Raw genomic sequence first — 22,520 nt, 5'->3', positions numbered from 1 at the left:
GGGTGCCCCCCGTCTCTCTCTGCCTCCCCCCCCCCCCCCGCCCTCCCCAACTCCCCCCCCCCCCCCCCCCACCCTCCCCCCGCCCCCCGCGGCTCCCCCCCGTGCCCCTCCCCCGCGCCCCCCCCCGGGGACCGCGGACCGCCATGATCGAATGCAATACGCCCCGTTCTGCTCTCATGAAAGCGTTGTGACCTCTTGCTCCCCGAGTTCTCTCCCCGTGTTTCCGACCTCGCACCCGGCCGCGGTGCCCTGCGCCCGGCGCGCTCGTGGCTGCACTCCGACGCGAAGTCCCTTTCCCTGAACGGGTCCTGGCGCTTCCGGTTGTCCCCCACGGCATCGGCGGCGGAGGACTTCGCGGCCGAGGGCTTCGACGCCGACGGCTGGGACAGCATCCCCGTGCCCGCGCACTGGGTGCTGGAGGGCGACGGCGCGTACGGCCGCCCGATCTACACCAACATCCAGTTCCCGTTCCCGATCGATCCGCCGTACGTCCCGGACGAGAACCCGACCGGCGACTACCGCCGCACCTTCGACGTGCCCACCGACTGGTCGGACGCCGAGCGGGTCGTGCTGCGCTTCGACGGTGTCGAGTCGCTGTTCCGGGTGTGGGTGAACGGGGTGGAGATCGGCGGCGCGAGCGGCAGTCGGCTGGCCCATGAGTTCGATGTGACGTCCGCGGTGCGGCCCGGCGAGAACGTGGTCGCGGTGCGGGTGCACCAGTGGTCGGCGGCCAGTTATGTCGAGGACCAGGACCAGTGGTGGCTGCCGGGTATCTTCCGCGATGTCACCCTGGTCGCCCGGCCGGCCGGGGGAATCGAGGACGTCTGGCTGCGGACCGGCTTCGACGGCGGGCGCGGCCGGGTCGAGGCGGAGATCACCGCCGACGCGACGGCGTTCCCGGTCACACTGCGCATCCCCGAGCTCGGCGTGGAGCGGGTCTGGGCCACGCCGGCCGACGTGACGCCCGTCGACATCGCCGCCGTCGAGCCGTGGTCCGCCGAGCTGCCCCGCCTCTACGACGCCACGGTGTCGACGGCCGCGGAGACGCTCTCCCTGCGGGTCGGCTTCCGTACGGTCGAGATCCGCGGGGACCAGTTCCTGGTCAACGGGCGCCGGGTCGTGTTCCACGGGGTGAACCGGCACGAGACCCACCCGGAGCGCGGCCGGGTCTTCGACGAGGCGCACGCCCGCGAGGACCTGACGCTCATGAAGCGGTTCAACGTGAACGCGATCCGCACCAGCCACTACCCGCCGCATCCCCGGCTGCTGGACCTCGCCGACGAGCTCGGCTTCTGGGTGATCCTGGAATGCGATCTGGAGACGCACGGCTTCGACAAGGTCGGCTGGACCGGCAACCCCAGTGACGACCCGGCCTGGCGCGAGGCGTACCTCGACCGTATCGAGCGCACAGTCGAGCGGGACAAGAACCATCCCAGCATCGTGATCTGGTCGCTCGGCAACGAGGCGGGCACCGGCAGCAACCTCGCCGCGATGTCCGCGTGGGTCCACGCCCGCGACGCCGAACGCCCCGTCCACTACGAGGGCGACTACACCGGCGAGTACACCGACGTCTACTCCCGTATGTACGCGTCCGTGCTGGAGACCGAGCAGATCGGCACCGACGGCTCCCGCGCCCCGCTGCTCAACTGCACGCCCGCGCAGGGCGCCCGGCAGCGCACCAAGCCGTTCCTGCTGTGCGAGTACGCCCACGCGATGGGCAACGGTCCTGGCGCGTTCGACCAGTACGAGGCGCTGGTGCGTGAACACCCGCGTCTGCACGGCGGGTTCGTCTGGGAGTGGCGCGATCACGGCATCCTGGCCACGGCCCCGGACGGAACGCCGTACTACGCCTACGGCGGTGACTTCGGGGAGGTCATCCATGACGGCAACTTCGTGATGGACGGCATGGTGTTGAGCGACGGCAGCCCGACGCCGAGCCTGTACGAGTTCAAGGCCGTCGTGGCGCCGGTGGACTTCGCGTTCGACGGCGAGAAGGTCGCGATCACCAATCTGCGGCACACGGCCGACACGTCCGACCTGCGGTTCCGCTGGCGGGTCGAGCACGACGGAGTGCCGGTGGATTCAGGGGAGTTGGAGGTCCCGTCCGTCGGGGCGGGCGACTCGGGGTGGGTGTCGCTGCCTCCGGTCGCGGTGTCGCCGGACGCGGAGACGTGGCTGACGATCGACGCGGAGCTGGCGCGGGACACGGCGTGGGCGTCCGAGGGTCATGTGGTGGCAACTGCCCAGCTGGACCGCTCGGTTCGCCGCCCGGCCCCGGGTGTACGGCCCCGGAAGGGCTGGCTGCCCGGCAACGGGACACTGACACTCGGCATCGCCGAGTTCGTCGGCGGATCACTCGTGCGGCTCGGTGAACGTGCCGTATCGGGGCCCCGGTTGGAGCTGTTCCGCGCGCCGACCGACAACGACAAGGGTGCGTGGGGCGAGGTCGAGGAGAGTGACGCGAGCGTCTCGGGGGTGTCCAACGCCGAGCTGTGGCTCCGCGACGGGCTCGACCGGCTGACCTCGCGACGGGTGTCCGTCGAGCAGACCGAGGACGCGCTGCGCACGGTCGACAAGGTCTCGGCCGCCGACTCGGCGCTGTCGGTGCTGGTGGAGTCCGTCTGGTCGCGGGAGAGCGACGGCGAGGTCGAACTACGAGTGGAGATCCAGCCCTCGCACGGCTGGCGCACGGTGTGGCCGCGGATCGGGGTGCGATTCGAACTGCCCGACGACACGGCTCCCGTCGACGGCGCCGAGTGGTTCGGCCTGGGTCCACTGGAGTCCTACCCCGACAGCCTGCGCGCGGCCCGCACCGGCCGGTTCGCCGCCGGCATCCGTGACCTCTCGGTCGAGTACGCGCGGCCCCAGGAGACGGGACACCGTACTGCGGTACGGCACCTCGCGCTGACGACCGGCGACACCAGGGTGCTACGCATCGAGGCTCTCGCGGACACCCAGGGCCGCCGTCCCGGCTTCACGCTGAGCCGCCACACCCCGCAGGAGATCGCCCGCTCCGGACACCCGTTCGAACTGCCGCGCTCGACGTCGAGCCACCTGACCGTCGACGCCGCCCAGCACGGCCTCGGCTCACGGGCCTGCGGCCCGGACGTGTGGCCCGCGTTCGCGCTGCGCCCGGAAGCCCGCACGATCAGGCTCCGGATCACGGCACCGAACTAGAGCGTGCACTGAGGGTGCGGCCTCGCAAGGCCGGGGCCGCACCCTTCTCAGCGAGGCGCAGATCGCCGACACGCTGGGGCTGTCCCGCGGTGCGGTCAAGTCCACGGCGAGCCGGGCAGGACTCGAGGGCGAGCGAGAGCCGGTCGGCCCCGTCGTGGACGCAGCACCGCGAAGCGTCCACGACAGCTCCTACGGCGGTGCCGTCGTCCGGCCCATACCGGTCGAGGCGCAGTCCGCGCGGCGCGGGCCAGTCGCCCTCCGCCCACGGCGCGCCCTCCGGCCACACCCCGTCCAATAGCGGTGCCGCCTCGGGGAAGACCCGGGTGCGCGCTCCCTCATGGAGGTGCAGCCGCGCCTGGTCGGAGAGGTCGAGCAGCGCATGAGCTGCCCATACGAAGCGGAAACCCGCGTCGGCCGTCAACACATAGTCGGCCTCGGCACCGCCGCCGGTGCCGCGCACCATACGTGCCAGCGTGAAGCGGTCGCAGCGGACGACATCCGCCTCCCCCTCCCGCGTCCAGGGCCGTGACCAGGCGTCCCCGTGGTCGGGCGTGCCCCGGACCGTGGGGACACACTCCTCCAGTCCGCCCGCGTCCACGAAGGCGTCGCCGGGCACCGACTTCTCCCGCTCGGGTGCGTCGCGCCGCCACAGCCATTCGCACTCCCCCGCCCGCAGCGAGGTCCAACGCCCGCCGTGGGCAAGGTCGATAACGATGTCCAGCGGCACGGTCACCACTCCGCGAAGGAACCGTCGGGGTGCCGCCATACAGGGTTGCGCCAGGCGTGACCGGTGCGGTCGGCGGCGCGTACGGCGGCCTCGTCGACGGTGATGCCGAGCCCCGGGGCGTCGCCGCGCAGGGCGTGGCCGTCTACGAACCGGAACGGCGCGGGGTCGACGAGGTAGGAGAGCAGGTCGGCGTCCTTGTTGTAGTGGATGCCCCGACTCTGTTCCTGGATGAGGAAGTTGGGGGTGGCGAAGGCGACTTGGAGGCTGGCCGCCAGCGCGATCGGGCCGAGCGGGCAGTGCGGGGCGAGCTGGGCGCCGTAGGCCTCCGCGAGGGAGGCGATGCGGTGCACCTCCGAGATGCCGCCGGCGTGGGACAGGTCGGGCTGGACGACGGCGATGCCCGCGGCGAGCGGGGGCAGGAACTCGGCGCGTCCGTAAAGGCGTTCACCGGTGGCCAGGGGTACCGGGCTCGACTCGACCAGCCCGGCCAGCAGATGGCCGTGCTCCGGAAGTACCGGTTCTTCCACGAACAGCGGGTGCAGCGGGGCGAGTTCGGACAGGACGCGGCGGGCGGCGGGGGCGGTGAAGCGGCCGTGGCAGTCGACGGCGACATCGCGGTCCGGGCCGAGTGCCTCGCGGGCGGCGGCGACCCGGGCGACGATCGCTGCGGTCCCGGCGGGGGTGGGGATCGGTGAGGTGGCTCCGGCGGCGTTCATCTTCACGGCGGTGAAGCCCGCCTCGACCTGGGCGGCTATCTGCTCGCTCAGCTGGGCGGGCTCGTCGCCGCCGACCCAGGCGTAGACCCGGACGCGGTCGCGCACCGGGCCGCCGAGCAGGGCGTGCACGGGAGCGCCGTAGGTCTTCCCGGCGATGTCCCACAGCGCCTGGTCGAGGCCGGCGACGGCGCTGGAGAGGATGGGGCCGCCCCGGTAGAAGCCGCCCTTGGACATCACCTGCCAGTGGTCCTGGATGCGCAACGGGTCCTGGCCGACGAGGTGTTCGGCCAGCACGTCGACCGCGGCGCGCACCACCTCGGCGCGCCCCTCGACGACCGGTTCGCCCCAGCCGACCACGCCCTCGTCGGTCTCGACCCGGCAGAACAGCCAGCGGGGCGGGACGAGGAAGGTTTCCACACGGGTGATCTTCACCGGGAGCGGGAGCCTTCCGCCTCTTCGGAGCCTGTCTCTTCGGGGTCTGTCTCTTCGGGGTCTGTCTCCGAACCCTCTTCGGACTCGCCGAGCCGGTCCAGGTCGCGGCCTGCCTGGTCGAGCAGGGCCCGCATCGCGGCCTCGGCGGCCTGCGGGTCCTGGTCGCGTACGGCGTCCAGGACGGCGCGGTGGGCCGGGACCGGGTCCTCGCTGTGCGGCGCGCTGTGCACGATGCGGTCGCGGTGCGCGAGGCCCGACTCGATCACCATCTCCATGCGTTCGAGGAGTTCGTTGTGGGTGGCGGCCAGCAGTGCGCGGTGGAAGGCGAGGTCGGCCTCGACGGCGTGGGCCGCGTCGCCGCCCTCCTCCCCCATCGCGTCGAGGGCGCCGTCAAGAGCCGCCAGGTCCTCCTCGGTGCGGCGCTGGGCGGCGAGACGGACGGCGGCGGGCTCGATGATGGCGCGCACCTCGGCGAGGTTGTGCAGCAGCGCCCGGTCCGACTCGGTGGTGGAGGCACCCTCGAACTGCCAGCGCAGCACGTCGGCGTCGAGGAGGTTCCACTCGGCGCGGGGGCGCACGAACGTACCGCGCCGCTGACGGGCGTCGACCATCCCCTTGGCCGCGAGCACCTTCAGCGACTCGCGCAGCGCGGTCAGACTCACGTCCAGCTCGCTCTGCAGCGTGACCAGGTCCAGCGTGGCCCCTTCGGGGATCCCCCCGCCCAGGATGCGGCGGGCGAGGACTTCCACGGTCTGGCCGTGCACGCCGCGACGGGCATAGGGCGTCATGTCGTACAGCCTTTCTGCTGAGTGGGGAACGTGGTCACGCGGAGGCCTTGACGACGCTCCAGCCGCCGTCCTTGCCGATGCGTTCCGCCACCGCCTCGCCCCGCTCCTCGGCGATGTCGACGAGCACGACGTCCGCTCCCTCCTCGGCGAGGCGTACGGCCGTGGCGGCGCCGATTCCTGAGGCCGCTCCGGTGATCACGGCCGTGCGCCCGGTGAAGCGGGCGCCGTGCCGTCGTACGAGCTGGTCCATCGTGGGGTTCGACTCCTTCGCGCGTCAGGGCTTGCTGGAAACATAACGGGGCTCACTCGCGCAGCAGCACGACCAGGTGGACAACAGCGCGGTTCCGCAGCCCTTCAACAACGGCAACGCCAGCCTGCAGACAGAGGGCTTCGCTCCCCGGACCGCGCGCTACTTCCGCATCAACTGCGGGCTGCGCAACACCAGTTGGGGCAACTCCCTGTGGTCCCTGAACGTCATCGACAGCACGGCCCCCGGCACCGATCTCGCTCTCCGTCGTACGACGACCGCCTCCACCGAGGATCCCGACCACCCGGCCGCGCACGCCACGGACGACGATCCGGGCACCCGCTGGTCCTCGGCCTACGAGGACCACCAGTGGATCCAGGTCGACCTGGGCGCCTCGAAGAAGTTCGACCAGGTCGCCCTCGTGTGGGAGTCGGCATATCCGAAGACGTATGTGATCCAGGTGTCGGACGACGCGGACACCTGGACCGATGTGAAGTCGGTGTCCAACACCCCGGATCCGCTGAAGATCAGCGTGAACGGGGTGCGGGTGCTGGCCCGGGGCGGCAACTGGGGCTGGGACGAGCTGCTGCGCCGGATGCCGCCGGAGCGGACGGACGCGGCCGTGCGGATGCACCGGGACATGAACTTCACCATGATCCGCAACTGGGTCGGCACATCCGACCGGGAGGAGTTCTTCGCCGCCTGCGACGAGCACGGAATCCTGGTGTGGAACGATTTCCCCAACGCGTGGGGCATGGACCCGCCGGACCACGACGCCTTCAACTCCCATGCACGGGACACGGTGTTGCGCTATCGCATCCACCCCAGCGTGGTGGTCTGGTGCGGTGCCAACCAGGGCAACCCGCCCGCCGCGATCGACCAGGGCATGCGCAAGCCCGTAGAGGACCAAGTCCCCGGCGTCCTCTACCAGAACAACTCGGCGGGCGGCATCATCACCGGCGGCGGACCCTACGGCTGGGTCGAGCCGGAGAGGTACTTCGACCCGGCGACCTACGGCAGCAAGGACTTCCGTTTCCACACCGAGATCGGCATGCCTGTCGTCTCCACCGCCGCCAGCCTGCGGAACATGACGGGCGACGAGCCCGAGTGGCCGATCCGGGGCGCCTGGTACTACCACGACTGGAGCGAGCGCGGGAACCAGGCACCGCAGACGTACAAGGCCGCCGTAGAGACGCGCCTCGGGGAGGTGACCGGCCTGGACGACTTCGCGCGCAAGGCGCAGTTCGTCAACTGCGAGAACACGCGCGCCATGTTCGAGGCCTGGAACGCGAACCTCTGGGACAACGCCGGCGGCCTGATGCTGTGGATGTCCCACCCGGCCTGGCACAGCACGGTCTGGCAGACCTACGACTACGACTTCGACGTCAACGGCACGTATTACGGCGCCCGTTCGGCCTGCGAGCCGCTGCACGTCCAGGCCGACCCCGAGGGGCAGGTCATCGCCGTCAACCACACGCGTGAGGGTCCGCAGAACGCCGTGGTCTCCGCGCTCTTCCTCGACCTGTCGGGCCGTCGGCTCGGCGGGAGCAGGAGCGCCCGGGTGGACGTGGCACCGGCCGCGACCGCGAAGGCGTTCAGCGCTCCCTGGACCGACGACCTGCCCGATCTGCATCTGCTGCGGCTGACGCTGGAGGACGGTGACGGCCGGGTCCGGTCGCGGAACACGTACTGGCGTTATCGCACGCCGGCCGCCATGCGGGGCTTGAGCGGGGCGCCGCGGACAACGATGTCGGCGATGCTCGGGCGCGTGACACGTTCCTGGCTCACCGCCACCGTTCGCAACGACGGTCCCGCCGTCGCCGCGATGGTCCGGCTCTTGCTGACGAACGGCGCGACCGGCCACCGTGTGCTGCCGACGCTGTACAGCCACAACTGCCTGTGGCTGCTGCCCGGCGAGTCGCAGACCGTCACCCTGTCCTGGCCGGCCAGGGCACTGGCCTCCGGGCATCCGCTGCTGACGGTGGAGGCCTACAACAGCCGCCCCGCGACGGCGCGTTGACGGTCACCGGCGCCTCAGGACGCCTCCACGGCCGCCTTGATGCGCTGTCCGAACGCCGGGGCGTCCTTGCGGGCCGCGCTGAGCGCGAAGCCCACGAGCAGTTTTCCGATGCCGTGGCCTTCGAGGACGTTGAAGATCCGCACCCTGGTCGTGCCCGGACCGGTGGATTCGAGGTCGTAGCCGCCCTCGTCGGCCGTGACGACGTTCTTCGAGGTCTCTGCCCAGCGGATGCGGTTCGGCGCCTCGAACTCGGTGATGCGGAAGGTCCGGCCCGTCTTCATCCCGGCGTCCTTGACCGTGCTGGTGAAAACCGTGCCGACGGCCGTCGGGCCCTCCGGGGCCTTCGTGATCTGCTGGACTCTCGGGCTGAACTTGGGGTCGTTCGTGCCGGCGGCGAGGAAGGCGAAGACCTCCTCGACCGGGCGGTTGATCTCGGCTGTCGCCTCGAACTGACCGGCCATGGTTCCTCCTGTGCTGCGATCGCTGGAGTTCCGGCTGAGCGAGCCCTGATGTGCCGACCACCACCAGCCTATCGGCGCGGCCCCGCGCGCGCCCCGCGTTGTCAGTCGGCCGGTGCCGCGGACGGCGCTCCCGGCGGCATGTTGAACGGGGTGACGACCTGGATCGCCGAGGGCAGGGACGGGCCGTCGTCGGGGAGTGCCTTGTGGGCGCGCATGATGATCTGGCAGGCGCGCCGCATGTCCTGGCGCAGGTCGTGGTGGAGGACGGCGGACAGGCGGCGCTCGCGCAGCAGCCGGGTGTTGTCGTGGTCGAGGTCGTGGGCGATGAACACCGCGCACTCCCGGCCGAGCGCGTCGAACGCGTCGAGGGTGGCGAGGTTGCCGCCGCCCGCCGAGTAGACGGCGATGATGTCCTCGTCCCGCTTGAGCGCCGCCAGGACGAGATCGTGCTGGGTGGCGTCCAGGCCGTCGCTGTCGGTGACCTCCACCAGTGACCGTCGGGGGTCGGCGAGGCGCATGGCGCTGCGGAAGCCCATCTCGCGTTCCTCCTCGCCCCGGAAGGAACCCCTGCTGATGGTGGTCAGCACATTGCCGGGCCGCCTGCCCAGCCACTGGCCGAGGAGGTAGGCGGCGGTGGCGCCGGCCGCGCGGTTGTCGATGCCGACGTAGGCGAGACGCGCGCTGTGCGGCAGGTCGGTCACCAGGGTGACCACGGGGATACCGGCCGTGATCAGCCGGGCGACGGCCGCCGAGATCTCCGGCTCGTCGGGGGCCTTGAGGATCACGCCCTGGCTGCCGCGCTTCACGATCCCGTCCAGGGTGGCGGTCAGTTCGGCGGGCGGGCAGGTCTCGCGGAAGTGGAAGCGCGACCGCACGAGAGCGGGGTGCAGCGAGGGCAGTTCGGCTTCGAGCGCGTCCCGTACGGCGGTGGAGAACCGCTCCGGGGTCTGCATCACGATGTCGATCATGAAGGTACGGCCGGCGAGCCGGACCTGGCTCTGCTGGCGGTCCAGGTCCTTGATGGCTTCCTGCACCTCCCTGATGGTGCTCTCCGTCACGTTTCCCCGCTGATTGAGGACACGGTCGACCGTGGCCGTACTCAGCCCGGCCTGGCGGGCGATTTCCCTGATCGGATAGCGGTGTCGCATGACGGGTCCCAAGAGCCGGTGATGCACTTTTGATGTACTGACAAGCATTGAATGATGGGTTCGAGTTATCAAGACTGGCAGAAACCACGCCACGGCGAAAGGACCCGGATGTCTTCCGTAACCGCAGGGACGCGGACTTGGCTGACCGAGGCGGACTGCGATCTCGACGCGTTCCGCTCCCTCGTGGAGCAGCGCACCGATCTCGCCGGCCACCCCTTGGCGGAGCGGATCGAGCAGAACGTCCCGCTCTACGACAGCGCCCGGCTCCGTGAGCTCGCGGCCACCGCCGAGGGCCGCCGCGACGTACAGAGCGAACTGGTGCGGGCGCTGCTCGACGGACCCGGCATCGTGGTCCTCAAGGGCGCCTTCCCCGACGAGGCTGTCGTGGACCGGGCCTCCGACGCCTTCCGGGCGCTGATCGAGGAGGAGCGCGCGAGCGGCGCGGGGCGCGGTGACCACTTCGCCAAGCCCGGCGCGAACGACCGTGTGTGGAACGCGCTGGACAAGGTTGCCGTACGGGCGCCCGAGGCGTTCGCCGACTACTACGCCAACGACATCCTGGAGCTGATCTCGGAGGCCTGGCTCGGCCCCGCGTACCAGGTCACCTCGCAGGTCAACGTGGTCAACCCGGGCGGCGCGGCACAGAGCGTGCACCGTGACTACCACCTCGGGTTCCTCTCCCAGGAGCAGGCGGCGGCCTATCCCGCGCACGTCCACCGGCTCTCCCCGGTACTGACCCTCCAGGGCGCGGTGGCCCACTGCGACATGCCCGTCGAGTCCGGTCCGACGCTGTATCTGCCGCACTCGCAGAAGTTCGAGCCCGGCTATCTCGCGTGGCGGCTCCCGCAGTTCGTCGAGTACTTCGAGGCGCACCACGTCCAGCTCCCGCTGGAGAAGGGCGACGCGGTCTTCTTCAACCCGGCGCTCTTCCACGCCGCCGGACACAACCGGTCGGCCGACATCAAGCGCATGGCCAATCTCCTTCAGGTCTCCTCCGCGTTCGGGCGTGCCATGGAGACGGTGGACCGCGAGGCGATGGCGAACGCCGTCTTCCCGGTGCTGCTGAGCCGCAAGGCCGAGGGTGTCTCGGAGGACTGGCTGCGCCGCGTGATCGCCGCCACCGCCGAGGGCTACCCCTTCCCGACCAACCTCGACCTCGACCCGCCTGTCGAGGGTCTCGCCCCGCCCTCGCAGGCGGACACTCTGCGGCAGGCCGTCGCCGAGGACTGGGACCCCGAGCGGCTGCGCCACGAACTCCAGGCCGCGGCCAAGCGCCGCCAGAGCTGAGACAAGGAAACATCACTCTCATGGGACTGCTTGAGGACAGGGTCGTCCTCGTCAACGGCGGCAGCCAGGGCGTCGGCGCGGGTGTCGTGCGGGCCGCCGTGGCGGAGGGCGCGACCGTCGTCTTCACCGGCCGCCGGGCCGACGTGGGCGAGAAACTCGCCGCGGAAACGGGAGCCCACTTCCTGCGCGCGGACCTCGCCGATCCGGCGCAGGCGCGCGACAGCGTCGTACAGACCGTCGAGGCCCACGGACGCGTCGACTGCCTCGTCAACGCGGCGGGGCTCACGTCACGCGGCTCGCTGCTGGACACCACACCCGAACTGTTCGACCAGCACATGGCGATCAACCTGAAGGCCCCGTTCTTCGCGATGCAGGCGGCCGTGGCCGACATGACCGCGCGCCAGGAGCCGGGGACGATCGTCAGCATCGGCTCCAACTGCGCCCACGGCGGGCCCCCGCACCTCGCCCCGTACTCCGCCGCCAAGGCCGGACTCGCGGGCCTGACCCGCAACGCGGCGCACGCGCACCGCTTCGACCGGATCCGGATCAACACGGTGAACATCGGCTGGACGGACACCGAGGGCGAGGACACCACCCAGCGCGCCTTCCACGGCGCGGGCGACGACTGGCGGGAGAAGGCCGCCGCGTCGCAGCCGATGGGCAAGCTCGGGCAGGTCGACGAGATCGCCGAGTTCGTCGTGTTCCTGCTCTCCGACCGCAGCGGTGTGGTCACCGGCTCGGTCATCGACTGGGACCAGAACGTCTTCGGCGGCCAGGACTGAGCCGCACCCCCGGCAGAAGGCGGTCTCGCCATCATGAAAGATGGCGTCCCCGTGTTCTTGCATATGAGAACAGGGGCGGCGGAAACGACCGTGGTTTCGTTCCCGCCACCCCTGTGGCCTTTTCAGTTCACGAGTGCCGCGGCACTCCGATATGCCGCCGCGGCGGCCTCCCGCACCGGCAGCGCGCGGTGCGCGTCGGAGAGGATCTCCACGCCCCAGGGGCCGCGGAAACCGGCCGTGCGGAGCGCGGCGATAGCTCCAGGCAGGTCGAACGAACCCTCTCCGCACAGGCGTCGGCGGTGCACGGTGTCCTCGAAGAGCGTGCCGACGACCTCGCTGTCGGCGTCGTTGAGCTCCACGCCGACGATCCGCGAACCGGGTACCTTCGCCAGTTCAGCGGGCGGGGTGTGGGCGCGCTCGGTGTGCCAGACGTCGATGATGAGGCCGCCCGCCGGATGGCCGGCGGCCTCGACGAGCCGTAGCCCGTCGTGCACGGTCTTCAGGTTGGACCAGGGCAGCGGCTCGACGCCGAGCCGGGCGCCGACCCCGTCGGCCTGCGCGGCCAGTACGGCGAACTCCTTGGCCCAGACGTCGAGTTCCCAGGGTTCGTCCGCCGCGTCGGGGCCGATCTTGAAGGTGCGGGCGCCGAGCGTCTCGATGGCCTTCAGCATGCCGGTCCGGATCACGTCCGACGCGGCCCGCCGGGGTCCGTCCGCCCACCAGTCGGTCAGCAGCTCCAGCTCGACGTGGTTGATCCCGTTGTCCGCGAAGAGCGACCGGATCCCGGCCATTCCGTATGCACGCTCGGCCTCCACCAGGTCCGCGTACAGCAGCCCGAAAGCGGTGAATCCGGCCTCGCGCGCCGCTTCCACCCGTTCCCGCAGATTCAGCGCACTGCGCTGGTCCACCTCGTCCGGAGCGGCGTCGCCCGCTGTGGTCCAACAAGTGGACAGAAATTCGTCAGCGGTCATTGGCCTTCCCATGGATTCGTCACGCTCGGGAAGTCGGAACGGACGCGACGCCCGATCGCTCAGGCATCAGGCCCTCCATACGGGCTACGCGACCCCACGCAGCACCGAGCGCAGGTGCTCCGCGCTGGCCCACACGTCCTCGACCGGGCCCTTCGCCTTGGGCTCCTCGGTGAGGATGGTGTCCTGCTCCAGGACGTACCAGCCGTCGTAGCCGCGGGCGCTGAGGTGGGTGACGATGGCCTGCACATCCACGTCGCCGGCGCCCAGCGGGCGGTACATGCCCTTGCGGACGGCGTCGGTGTAGCTGAGCTGTCCGTCCTGGACCTTGGCGGCGAGGGAGGCGTCCACGTCCTTCATGTGGGTGTGGGCGATCCGCTCGGGCGCCTGGCGGGTGAGTTCGGCCGGGTCGGTGCCGCCGATGAGGAGGTGGCCGGTGTCGAGACAGAGGGAGATCGCCGAGTGCTCCAGGACGCGCCGGACCTCGTCGCCGTTCTCGATCATCGTGCCGACGTGCGGGTGCAGTACGGCGCGCACCCCGCGTTCGGCGGCGAGCGAGGCCAGCCGGTCGAGGTTGGACAGCAGCAACTTCCAGCCGTCGGCGTCGAGTTCGGGGCGCGAGTCGTAGCCGTCCTGGCCGGTGACGGCCGACAGGACCAGCACCTCCGCCTTCGAGGCGTCGTAGCCCGCGAGGAGTTGTTCGGCCTCGGGCAGCGGGTCGTGGCCGGGCACGTGCAGCAGCAGCGGGGTGAAGCCGCCGACGGCGTGCAGGTCGTGGTCGGCGAGGGTGCGGGCCATTGCGCCGGGCTCGGCGGGCAGGAAGCCCTCGGGGCCGAACTCGGTGGCGGACAGGCCCACCTCGCGCATCTCGTTCAGCACCCGCTCGGGCGTCAACTGGTAGCCCCAGCCGGGTACTTCGCACACACCCCACGAGATGGGGGCACCGGCGATCCTGTTCAGGGGGGACGTGGTCATGCTGTGGCCTTTCTGGGGTTCCGGTGGGGGTCGGCGAAGGTCGAGGTCATCGCCGTCCCGCTTCCGGTGCCGGCGGCCAGGTTATTTACCTGGGCGTAACGGTAGGTGCGGCGCGGGGCATTGTTGAAGGGATGGGATCCATCATTTTCCCGTCATTGGGCACCGCTCTTTCCCATCATCGCTACGCCCGCTTCAGGAACAGCTCCAGTCCGCTCAGGAGCCGGTCGACGTCCTCGGTGTCGGTGTAGGGCGCGAGGCCGATGCGCAGGCCGCCGGAGTCGCCCAGGCCGAGGCGGCGGGAGGCCTCGATGGCGTAGAAGGAGCCGGAAGGTGCGTGGACGTGGCGTTCCGCGAGGTAGCGGGAGGCGTCCTGCGTGGCGTGCGCGCCGAAGTCCTCGTCGAAGGTGAGGAGCACGGTGGGTGTGCGGTCGGCCGCGTTGGAGTGGACGGTGATGCCGTCCAGGGCGGCGAGACCGAGGTCGATGCTCGTGCGCAGGACCTCCTCGTGCCGGTGGAGCGCCGCGAGACTGGCCGTCAGCCGCTCGCGACGGCTCCCGGAGGCCCCCGCGTCGAGGCCCGCGAGGACGTCGACCGCCGCGCTGGTGCCGGCGAGCAACTCGTAGGGCAGGGTGCCGAGTTCGAAGCGCTCGGGGACCGCGTCGGAGGAGGCGAGCAGCTTGTCCGGGCGCAGGGTCTCCAGCAGTTCCGGCCGGCCCGCGAGGACGCCGAGGTGGGGGCCGAGGAACTTGTACGGCGAGCACACGAAGAAGTCGGCGCCGAGCTGCCCGAGATCGACCAGGGCGTGCGCGGTGTAGTGGACGCCGTCGACGTGGAACAGCGCCCCCGCCGCGTGTGCCAGGCGGGCCATCTCGGGGATCGCGGGCCGGGTGCCGATCAGGTTGGAGGCGGCGGTGACGGCTACCAGGCGCGTGCGTGCGGAGAGGGCGGCGCGGAGATGGTCGGGGGTCAGTTCACCGGTCGCCGGGTCGAAGTCCGCCCAGCGGACGGTGGCGCCGGCCCGCTCGGCCGCCTGTATCCAGGGGCGGATGTTGGCGTCGTGGTCGAGGCGGGTGACCACGACCTCGTCGCCGGGCGCCCAGGTCCTGGCGAGGGTGCGGGCGAGGTCGTAGGTGAGCTGGGTGGCACTGCGGCCGAAGACGATGCCCGAGGGGTCCGCGGCGAGGAGGTCGGCCATGGCCTGGCGGGCGCCGGTGACGATGGTGTCGGCGTTGCGCTCCCCCGCCGTGACCTGGCCCCGGTTCGACAGGGGGTTCGAGAGCGCCCGGGTTATGGCCTCGATGACGGGCCGGGGTGTCTGGGTGCCGCCGGGTCCGTCGAAGTGGGCGGTCCCGGTGCTGAGGGCGGGGAACAGGGCGCGCAGGGCGGTGATGTCGTACGTCACGAGGGTGAGCTCCTGTCGGTGCGGCGGCTCGGGGGTCAGCGTCCCGTGCGGGGTGGGAGCAGGCCGATCTCCTGCGCCCGTAGCACCGTACTCACCCGGTCGCGTGTGCCCAGTTTCCGGTACAGGCTCTCGACGTGCTTGTGCACCGTCCGCACGGAGATGCCCAGGCGGTGGGCGATGGCCGAGGCGGTGAGGGCGTCGGCGAGGAGCAGCAGGACGGTGACCTGGCGGGGGGTGAGGGGGCAGTCCTCGGACATCTCGGGCGGGGCCTGGGTGGCGTGCCAGCGTTCGAGGAGTTGCCGCTGTTGTTCCACGCCGGCCAGCAGGGGCTGGATCATTTCGGCGGCCCGGACGTGGTCCTCGGTGAAGTCGGTGCCGGACCGGTAGACGAGGGCACCGGTGACCGGGGTGGAGGTGCCCGGCAGCGGGACGGCCAGGACGTGGTCGGCGTCCATCAGCCGGTTGATCGTGCCCGCCATGCGGCTGTCGGCCCAGCCCTTCCCGGCCATCCGGTGGGCGGTTGCGGGGCGGCGGGCGGCACCGGCCGTGACGTAGTGGTCCGCGAAGGGGTAGCCCCGGCGCAGCACCGTCATCGCCTCGTCGTCGATCCGCCCGAAGTGTGCCGCGGCGGCGGGCGAGAGCCCCATCGCGCCGGTCCGGTCCGTCCACTCGCCGAGCTTGTAGATCAGCGCCTCGCCCCCGCACAGGCCGGGCAGTGCCGCGGCGACCATCGGCCACAGCCGTGCGGGATCCCGTTCGTGCAGCGCCGCGACCGCCACGGTCAGCATGCGCTCGTACGCCCCGGTCGCCCCGACCGTCATTCGCCCTCACGATCCCGCTCTGTCACATCCACGTACGTACTTCTCCCCATACCACCACGGCAACGGCTTGCGGCAAACTTCACAGCGTGCCTGCAAGGCCCGGGTCAGTGAGGATCAAGGGAGTTGAAGGTACGGATCCGCCTGCGCGGGGGACAGGCGGACTCCTCTTCTACGACTGTTTCCGGTCAGGGGACGGTCAGGGCACGGGAAACAGCAGGCAGCTGCTGGTGGCGTGGGCGAGCAGCCGGTCCTTCTCGTCGAGCAGCTGTGCCTGGGCGAGCGCGGTGCGCCGTCCGCCGTTGAGGACGCTGCCGACGGCGCGGATCCGCCCGGTGTCGGCGGTGACCGGCCGCAGGAACTTCACGGTCAGGTCGAGCGAGGTGTACCCCATGCCCTCCGGCAGCGTCGACTGCACCGCGCAGCCGGCAGCGGAGTCGAGCAGGGTGGCGAAGACCCCGCCGTGCACACTCCCGATGGGGTTGTAGTGCTCCTCCCCCGGTATCAGGGAGAACACCGCGCGGCCGTACTCGACCTCGTCGACGGTGAAGTTCAGGGTGGCGCCGATGGGTGCGGCGGGGAGCTGTCCGGCGAGCACTTCCCGCAGGAACTCCAGACCCGTGGTCTTCCCTACGGCGGCTGCCGAGATCCCCGGGTCCTGCCACTCGTACGTGCGTGACCGTCCCATGCGGTACTGCCTCCTCTGCTGGCTTCTGTCATTGAAGCTAGATCCGGTCGCAGCTGACTGTCAATGACAGAGCCAGGTGGCTATGGTGGCGGCATGGAATGGCTCGATGTGAGCACGGAGAACTGTCCGGTCCAGAGCACGCTCGATCTCGTCGGCGAGAAGTGGACCCTGTTGATCCTGCGGGACGCCTTCATCAGGGTCCGCCGTTTCGACGACTTCAGGCGCCATATCGGGCTCTCGGACGCGGTGCTGTCGGACCGGCTCCGCAAGCTGGTCGCGGCCGGCATCCTGACGACCGTCCCCTACCAGGAGGCGGGGAGCCGGACGCGCAACGAGTACCGGCTGACGGGCAAGGGCCGCGATCTGTGGCCGATCCTCATGGCGCTGCGGCAGTGGGGCGAGACGTATGCCGCCGACCCCGAGGGCCAGGTGCTGGACGTCCGGCACACCGCGTGCGGCGCGCCGGTCCGGGTGGTGGTGGAGTGCGACGGACCGCACGGCGCACTCGCACCGACCGAGGTGACGGCCGTTCCCGGCCCGGCGGCCCGTGCCGTACGAAGTCCGCTACCGCACTGAGTACTTGGGTGGCTGCCGGAGCGAGTGTCTGGGCGACGCGGAGCCGACCGTGAGGGTGGTGCCGTCGCCCCGGTGGACGGTGGCGGTGGTGAACAGGGGTGCGGTGCGGGCGAGTCGGGCGCTGCCGGGGACCTCGGGGTAGAGGCCCAGGCTCGCCCACACCGCCCAGGACGACATGGCGCCGAGGTCGTCGTTGCCGACGAGACCGCCGGGCGCGTCACTGAACAGCGTGGCCAGCGCGCGGTGCACGACGGCGTCCGCGCGGTCCGTGTGGCCGACGTGGGTGTACGCCCAAGGGGTGCCGAAGGAGGGCTCGTTGCCGAGGTATGCGTACGGCTCCCCGGCGCCCGCGTTGAGGCTGCTGAAGAAGGTGTCGAGGCGGGTGGTGACGGCCGCGTCGCCGCCCATGGCCGTGAACAGTCCCGGCAGGTCCTGCGGCACCATCCAGGTGTACTGGGCCGCGTTGCCCTCCACATACTCCGTCTTCTGGGCCGGGGTGAAGGCCGGCCAGGTGCCGTCGGCGGCGCGGGGCTGGAGGTATCCGGTGGCGGGGTTGAAGAGGTTGCGCCAGTTCCCGGAGGCGCGCAACAGGGTGTCGTACGCGGTCAAGTCACCCAGCCGGTGGGCGAGTTGGGCCAGCGCGTAGTCGGCGACGGCGTATTCGAGGGTGGTGGAGACCGAACCCCACACCCCCTTGGTGCCGGCGGGCACATAGCCGAGCGTGTCGTACTGCGTGTGCCCGGGACGCTGACGGTCGTCCTCCCGATCCGCGAGAGCTGTACGCAGCAGGGCGTCGGCGTCGAAGTCGGTGCCGCCGAAGGCATGGATGGCGGACGCGACGGCGGGCAACGGGTCGCCGACCATGACACCGCTGCCGCCGTTCGCGAGGGTCCAGCGGTCGAAGTACCCGGCCTGCAGGCCCTGGTTGAGGACGGACTGCGCGATGTCGGAGGACTCGCGCGGGGCGAGCAGCGCCAGCAGCTGGACCTGGCAGCGGTAGACGTCCCAGCCGGAGAAGTTCGCGTACTGGACATGCCCGGTGCGGGTGCGGTGGACGAGTCCGTCCATGCCGGTGTACCGGCCGTCGGTGTCGCTGAAAACGCTGGGGTGCAGGAGGGCGTGGTAGAGCGCGGTGTAGAAGACCCGGCGCTGGGCGTCCGTCCCGCCGCCGACGGTGACGCGGTTCAGCCAGCTGTTCCAGTCGTCGCGCACGGCCTGCCGGACGGTGTCGTACGACCGCGCCGCCTGCTCGGTGAGCGCGTTGCGGCGGGCGCCCTCGACGTCGACGAAGGAGATGCCGACCCGGGCGGTCACGGTGCGCACTCCGGGAGCGAAGGTGACCATGGCCGCGCCGGCTTTGCCGTCGGGGTGCGTGGCCTGGGCGAAGGGTTGGTCGAAGGTGGCGTGGAAGTACAGCCGGTAGCGGTTCTTGGACTTGCAGAAGGCCCCGCTGTCGCTGTACCCGGACAGGGTGTCGGTCCCGATGTCGACCGATCCGGTGGCCGCGGTGAACGCCTTGGCCGCGTCGATACTCACGGCTGCCGGGCGGGTGTCGGCGGCCGGATAGGTGAAGCGCGCGATGCCCGAGCGCTGGGTGGTGGTCAGGTCGGTGCCGATGCCGTTGTCGAAGGTGACGTGGTAACTGCCCGGCGCCGCCTGCTCGTTGGCGTGCGAGAACGTGGCGTAGGCCGGGGGCGCGGCATCCTGGGTGGGCATGAACGGCACGTTGCCGTAGGCGGCGCAGCCGGCTCCGGAGATGTGCGCGAGGCTGAAACCGCGGATGCGGTTGTCGCCGTAGGAATAACCGCCGTGCTGGTACGTCACCGTGTCCGGGCTCCACTGCATCCCGCCGAGCGGCGCCGAGGCCCCCGGGAAGGTGTTGCCCGCGCCGCCGCCGTGACCGAAGTCGGGGCCGCCCGGGGCGGTGCCGACGAACGGGTTGACGTACCGCGCGAGATCGTCGACGGCCCGGGGCCGGGGCTTGCCGTCCGCCCGGACCGGGGCGGCGGCGGCCGTTCCGGACGCCACGAGCACCGAGGCCGCCAGTACGGCCCGCAGCAGGGGAAGTCGCACCACGTTTCTCCAGCCAGACAGGGGAACCCGCCGCCCGCGCGGCGCCGGACGGCGAGTGTCCCCGACCCGATCTTCACAACGGCGCCGCCACACCGTCGGGGTCGGCGGAGCCAGCCGGTCGGGTCAGCAGGTCGCGTCCCGGTGGCCGTCGAGGTAGGTGGTCCGTTCCAGCGGCGTGAGGTCCCGGCGCACGGCGGCGCAGATCTTGTCGACGGCCTGTCGCGGGTCGGGCAGTGTCGGGCCCACAGGCGGTCGGTTCCGTCCTCGCCTCCCGTTGCGAGGGTGCGGCCGTCGGGGCTGAAAGCCACGGACGGTACGGAGCCCCCATGGCCGGTCAACGTGGCCCAGCCTTCCCGTGGCCACGTCCCACAGCCGCACAGTGTCGTCGGCGCTCGCCGGTACTCCCTGCCGGCCTCAGGAGCCCGCACCGTCGTCAATCCGGCCGCCGGAAGCGGTCGAGGACGTCGCGCAGTTGGGCGCGGCCGGTGATGCCGAGCTTGGGGAAGATCTTGTGCAGGTGGAAGCCGATGGTGCGGTGGGAGAGGTAGAGCCGCGTGCCGATGTCCCGGTTCGTCAGGCCTTCCGCCGCCAGTTCGGCGATCTGCAACTCCTGCGGCGTCAGGTCGGCGAGGACGTCGTGAACGGCGGGAGGTGCCACGGCCACGCCCGTCGCGCGGAGTTCCGCGGCGGTGCGCTCGGCCCAGGGGCGCGCGTCCAGTCGTTCGAAGATGTCGAGGGCGGTGCCGAGGAGCGGGCGTGCTTCGGCGGTGCGTCGGCGGCGCCGTAGCCACTCGGCGAAGTCGAGGTGGGCGAGGGCGTGTTCGAAGGGCCAGCGGGCGCCGGCCGGATCGCCGATCGCCGCACGGAAACGAGGCTCCGCGTCGTCGGGATCGCTCAGCAGTGCCGAGGCGCGGTGCACGATCGCGGCCAGACGGGCGGAGCGACGCTGCTCCAGGGTCCGCTCGGCGGCATGGAGCACGGCGCGGGCGTCGTCCGCCTGTCCGGCCCGGACGGCTGCGGCGGCGAGATCGGCAAGGCAGTAGAGGGACGCGTGGTAGTGGACGGGGACCGGGCGGGCGTCCTGGGTGAAGGCGCGGCGGAGTTGGCCGTACGCCGTCTCGTGATCGCCCTCCGCCAGGGCGGCCAGGGCGAGCGCGTGCCGGTGACGCACGTACAGGCTGCGGGACTTGCGCAGGTCCCGGCCGCGGACGGCGTCGTCCACCTGCGCCCGCGCGCCCGCGTAATCCCCGCGAACGGCGCGCAGAGTGGCCTGGAGGAGGGGCGATCCCACGATGACGTTGTCCGCGCCCGCCTCCGTGGCCATCCAGAGGGCCTCTTCGGCGGCGGCCTGGGCCGCGCTCCAGGCTCCGCTCTCGAAGTGCGCCAGGGCCAGGGCCTGCGCGACGGTGCAGTTGGCGCCGGCCGTGGCGGTCCGGCGCAGCTGGTCCATGGCCTGGTCGAGCAGGCGTACGGCCTCGTCGGTCTCGTCCAGGATCCAGGCCGCGCCGCCGAGTGAGACGAGGCCGGCCAGGAAGCCGGCCGGCAGGGTGTCCACGGCGTGGTGCAGGCTCTTCAGGGTCTGCTGCCGGTCCGTGAACGGCCGGCCGGCCGCCTGCGGCCAGACGCGGTCGGTCTCGTCCGGCTGCCGGGTGATGAGGCCGTCGATCCGCTGGATGTCGTGCCGGTAGCGGGGGTCGCCCGAGTTGTACGCCGGGGTCGCCGCCGTGCCCAGGGCGTTCAGCGCGAGGGCCGGCGCGTGGGCGGCCATGGATTCGGCGACGGGGAGCAGGAAGGCCAGCGAGTCGTCGTGCCGCAGGGTGACAGCCAGGGACCAGCCGGCCCGCAAGGAGGCCTCGGCGAGGAGCTGGGGGTCGTCCGTGAGGCCGTCGACGCGGCCCGCGATCTCCCCCACCCACTGCGGGTGCCCCGCGTACATGGCGGAGGTGGCCGCGGCGAGCAGGCGGCGGGCGCGTTCCTGCCGATCGGGGGTGAGTTCGGCGGCGCGTTCGAGGGCGGTCGCCGCGGCGGCGTGGCCGCCGCGGTGCTGGAGGCGTTCCGCGCTCTCGGCCAGGGCGCGGGCGACGTCTTCGTCCGGGCCGAGCGCCGCGGCGGCGAGGTGCCAGGCACGGCGGTCGGGTTCGTGCGCGAGGGCGGCGGCGAGGGTGAGGTGGGCCTCGCGGCGTTCGGCGAAGGAGGCGGCCTGGTACACGGCGGAGCGGACCAAAGGGTGGCGGAGCCCTGCCCGGCCGCCGTCGACACGCACCAGGCCCGCCTGCTCGGCGGGTTCCCAGACCTCCGGTCCGCCCGCATCCGGTACGTCCGAGAGTTGTGCGTTGCCCGCGGCCGCCACCAGGAGCAGGGCTCGTCGGGTCGCGGGTGGCAGCGTGGGCAGGTCGGCGGCGAACAGGTGCTCAAGGCGGGCGGTGAGCGGCAGCGAACCGAACGGGCCGAGGTCGCTGCCGCCCGGATGCCTGGCGAAGGCCCGCGCGAGTTCGATGAGGGCGAGCGGGTTCCCAGCCGCCTGGTCGAGGATCTGTGCCCGGACCCGGCCCCGCGGCGGCTGCGGCTGCCGGTCCAGCAGGAGCCCGGCCGCCGCCCGGTCCAGCGGACCGGCCGTCAGATGCGGGAAGTCACGGTCGAAGCGCGCGGGCACCGCTTCGTCGCGTGCCGCGAGCAGGAGGACAGCGGGTTCCCCGTCGAGCCGCCGGGCGACGAAGGCGAGCACGTCCAGCGAGCCGACGTCCAGCCACTGGGCGTCGTCGACGGCTATCAGCAGCGGACGCTCAGCCGCCGTGTCCGAGAGCAGTGTCAGCACCGCGGTTCTGATCAACAGCGGTTCGGGGGTCGGTGATGCGTCGGCCTGATCCAAGCCGAACGCGTGGCGCAGTGCGTCGCGCTGACGCGCCGGAAGCCGGTCGACGCCGCCGAGCACGGGACGCAGCAGTTGATGCACCCCGGCGAAGCCGAGGTCCTGCTCGCCCTCGCAGCCCCGTACCCTCAGCACGCGCCGGCCGCGGTCCGCGGCCTGCGTGGCGGCCCGGTCGACCAGGGTGCTCTTTCCCGCCCCCGGCTCACCGGTCAGCACCAGCACCTTGGGGCCGTCGCCGTCCACCGTGTCGACCAGCCGCGTGATCCGTGACATCTCACGATCCCTGCCGAGGATCGCCGGCCCGTGTCCCTGCTCGGTACCGAAGTCACCGACGTCCATGAAGTTCCGTTCTCCCCACCGCTCACG

General features: G+C 71.5%; 17 protein-coding genes and 2 pseudogenes. 5 read left to right on the top strand and 14 right to left on the bottom strand.

Annotation, left to right across the window (positions count from 1 at the left end):
• Positions 1-195 precede the first annotated feature (195 nt).
• The gene (locus tag ACFXC1_RS05210) at positions 196-3,177 is read left to right on the top strand and encodes a glycoside hydrolase family 2 TIM barrel-domain containing protein (RefSeq protein WP_381238935.1); all 2,982 of its coding nucleotides are present in this window, start codon (positions 196-198) and stop codon (positions 3,175-3,177) included.
• Here ACFXC1_RS05210 and ACFXC1_RS05205 read toward each other — a convergent pair.
• From ACFXC1_RS05205 to ACFXC1_RS05190, 4 genes and pseudogenes are all read right to left on the bottom strand, one after another.
• On the bottom strand, positions 3,161-3,910 hold the full coding sequence (locus tag ACFXC1_RS05205; protein WP_381238932.1) for a hypothetical protein: 750 nt from the start codon (positions 3,908-3,910) through the stop codon (positions 3,161-3,163). The genes ACFXC1_RS05210 and ACFXC1_RS05205 overlap by 17 nt on opposite strands.
• On the bottom strand, positions 3,907-5,052 hold the full coding sequence (gene dgoD, locus ACFXC1_RS05200) for a galactonate dehydratase (RefSeq protein ID WP_381238929.1): 1,146 nt from the start codon (positions 5,050-5,052) through the stop codon (positions 3,907-3,909). The genes ACFXC1_RS05205 and dgoD overlap by 4 nt, the downstream gene beginning before the upstream one ends.
• Positions 5,049-5,840 carry a FadR/GntR family transcriptional regulator gene (locus tag ACFXC1_RS05195; protein WP_381238926.1) on the bottom strand — a complete coding sequence of 264 codons (792 nt, stop codon included), beginning with the start codon at positions 5,838-5,840 and terminating at the stop codon, positions 5,049-5,051. The genes dgoD and ACFXC1_RS05195 overlap by 4 nt, the downstream gene beginning before the upstream one ends.
• A 61-nt stretch (positions 5,841-5,901) precedes the next feature.
• Positions 5,902-6,090: pseudogene (locus tag ACFXC1_RS05190) on the bottom strand (SDR family NAD(P)-dependent oxidoreductase); the annotation flags it as partial.
• 76 nt (positions 6,091-6,166) lie between these two features.
• Here ACFXC1_RS05190 and ACFXC1_RS05185 point away from each other — a divergent pair.
• Positions 6,167-8,107 (top strand): annotated as a pseudogene (locus ACFXC1_RS05185) (discoidin domain-containing protein); the annotation flags it as partial.
• Positions 8,108-8,121: 14 nt separating this feature from the next.
• Here ACFXC1_RS05185 and ACFXC1_RS05180 read toward each other — a convergent pair.
• Both ACFXC1_RS05180 and ACFXC1_RS05175 read right to left on the bottom strand, forming a co-directional pair.
• A complete protein-coding gene (locus tag ACFXC1_RS05180; RefSeq protein ID WP_381238923.1) occupies positions 8,122-8,568 on the bottom strand; it encodes an SRPBCC family protein in 447 nt (148 codons plus the stop codon).
• A 101-nt stretch (positions 8,569-8,669) separates the two neighbouring features.
• Complete coding sequence (locus tag ACFXC1_RS05175; RefSeq protein ID WP_381238920.1) at positions 8,670-9,716, bottom strand: LacI family DNA-binding transcriptional regulator; 1,047 nt, start codon at positions 9,714-9,716, stop codon at positions 8,670-8,672.
• A gap of 108 nt (positions 9,717-9,824) precedes the next feature.
• On the opposite strand from ACFXC1_RS05175, the gene ACFXC1_RS05170 reads away from it, so the two are divergent.
• Together ACFXC1_RS05170 and ACFXC1_RS05165 are read left to right on the top strand one after the other, a co-directional pair.
• Complete coding sequence (locus ACFXC1_RS05170) at positions 9,825-11,003, top strand: phytanoyl-CoA dioxygenase family protein (RefSeq protein WP_381238917.1); 1,179 nt, start codon at positions 9,825-9,827, stop codon at positions 11,001-11,003.
• A 20-nt stretch (positions 11,004-11,023) separates the two neighbouring features.
• Positions 11,024-11,785, top strand: a complete 762-nt coding sequence (locus ACFXC1_RS05165; protein ID WP_381238914.1) for an SDR family oxidoreductase — start codon at positions 11,024-11,026, stop codon at positions 11,783-11,785.
• Between the two features lie 122 nt (positions 11,786-11,907).
• Here ACFXC1_RS05165 and ACFXC1_RS05160 read toward each other — a convergent pair whose 3' ends face one another.
• The 5 genes from ACFXC1_RS05160 to ACFXC1_RS05140 all read right to left on the bottom strand — a co-directional run bounded on the left by ACFXC1_RS05160 (position 11,908) and on the right by ACFXC1_RS05140 (position 16,636).
• Positions 11,908-12,756 carry a sugar phosphate isomerase/epimerase family protein gene (locus ACFXC1_RS05160; protein ID WP_381238911.1) on the bottom strand — a complete coding sequence of 283 codons (849 nt, stop codon included), beginning with the start codon at positions 12,754-12,756 and terminating at the stop codon, positions 11,908-11,910.
• Positions 12,757-12,840: 84 nt separating this feature from the next.
• The gene (locus ACFXC1_RS05155; RefSeq protein ID WP_019068220.1) at positions 12,841-13,728 is read right to left on the bottom strand and encodes a sugar phosphate isomerase/epimerase family protein; all 888 of its coding nucleotides are present in this window, start codon (positions 13,726-13,728) and stop codon (positions 12,841-12,843) included.
• 181 nt (positions 13,729-13,909) lie between these two features.
• The gene (locus tag ACFXC1_RS05150) at positions 13,910-15,130 is read right to left on the bottom strand and encodes a cysteine desulfurase-like protein (RefSeq protein ID WP_381238908.1); all 1,221 of its coding nucleotides are present in this window, start codon (positions 15,128-15,130) and stop codon (positions 13,910-13,912) included.
• Between the two features lie 35 nt (positions 15,131-15,165).
• Positions 15,166-15,951: a helix-turn-helix transcriptional regulator gene (locus ACFXC1_RS05145; RefSeq protein ID WP_381238905.1), complete on the bottom strand. Its 786-nt coding sequence runs from the start codon at positions 15,949-15,951 to the stop codon at positions 15,166-15,168.
• 196 nt (positions 15,952-16,147) lie between these two features.
• Positions 16,148-16,636: a PaaI family thioesterase gene (locus ACFXC1_RS05140; RefSeq protein WP_381238902.1), complete on the bottom strand. Its 489-nt coding sequence runs from the start codon at positions 16,634-16,636 to the stop codon at positions 16,148-16,150.
• Positions 16,637-16,729: 93 nt separating this feature from the next.
• On the opposite strand from ACFXC1_RS05140, the gene ACFXC1_RS05135 reads away from it, so the two are divergent.
• Complete coding sequence (locus ACFXC1_RS05135) at positions 16,730-17,212, top strand: winged helix-turn-helix transcriptional regulator (RefSeq protein ID WP_381238899.1); 483 nt, start codon at positions 16,730-16,732, stop codon at positions 17,210-17,212.
• Here the strand turns inward: ACFXC1_RS05135 and ACFXC1_RS05130 are convergent.
• The 3 genes from ACFXC1_RS05130 to ACFXC1_RS05120 all read right to left on the bottom strand — a co-directional run bounded on the left by ACFXC1_RS05130 (position 17,201) and on the right by ACFXC1_RS05120 (position 22,493).
• Positions 17,201-19,288: a GH92 family glycosyl hydrolase gene (locus ACFXC1_RS05130; RefSeq protein ID WP_381238896.1), complete on the bottom strand. Its 2,088-nt coding sequence runs from the start codon at positions 19,286-19,288 to the stop codon at positions 17,201-17,203. The genes ACFXC1_RS05135 and ACFXC1_RS05130 overlap by 12 nt on opposite strands.
• 120 nt (positions 19,289-19,408) lie before the next feature.
• A complete protein-coding gene (locus tag ACFXC1_RS05125; RefSeq protein ID WP_381239494.1) occupies positions 19,409-19,531 on the bottom strand; it encodes a hypothetical protein in 123 nt (40 codons plus the stop codon).
• Positions 19,532-19,718: 187 nt separating this feature from the next.
• Positions 19,719-22,493, bottom strand: coding sequence for an ATP-binding protein (locus ACFXC1_RS05120; protein ID WP_381238893.1), 2,775 nt, complete (start codon positions 22,491-22,493; stop codon positions 19,719-19,721).
• Positions 22,494-22,520: the final 27 nt, after the last annotated feature.

Origin of the sequence: Streptomyces hokutonensis, from assembly GCF_042751305.1 — a bacterium.
In the GTDB taxonomy this organism is placed as follows: domain Bacteria; phylum Actinomycetota; class Actinomycetes; order Streptomycetales; family Streptomycetaceae; genus Streptomyces; species Streptomyces hokutonensis_A.
This window is presented reverse-complemented; position numbering and strand designations above follow the sequence as displayed.